At 59.6% G+C, this 267-nt stretch carries 1 protein-coding gene; it reads left to right on the top strand.

Going from position 1 to position 267, the window contains the following annotated elements; all coding sequences use genetic code 11:
• On the top strand, positions 1-267 hold a 267-nt coding region (locus LL06_RS26190), incomplete at both ends, for an aldo/keto reductase (protein WP_035534065.1).

The raw sequence follows: 267 nt of genomic DNA on the forward strand, positions 1-267 counted from the left end.
TCTGGTATCTGGCGCGGACCCTCATCAAACCCACGACAAAAGATTTCGCGCGTGCCTCGGCGCCAATGCGGCGGGTTTTAAGGACGATCGATGGCTTTACGCCGGCGCAGGCCGCCTTTGCCTACATGCTGCGGAACACAAACATAGCCACTTGTGTGTTCGGCACGACCAATCGCGAAAACCTCGCAGCAGCAATTGCTGCGTCCGGCAAGGTGCTGCGGGACGAAGACGCGAAGCGGATCGAGGAAGCAGCGGCAAAGATCCCCT

The sequence above is a fragment of the Hoeflea sp. BAL378 genome (genome assembly GCF_000759435.1).
Classification (GTDB): domain Bacteria; phylum Pseudomonadota; class Alphaproteobacteria; order Rhizobiales; family Rhizobiaceae; genus Hoeflea.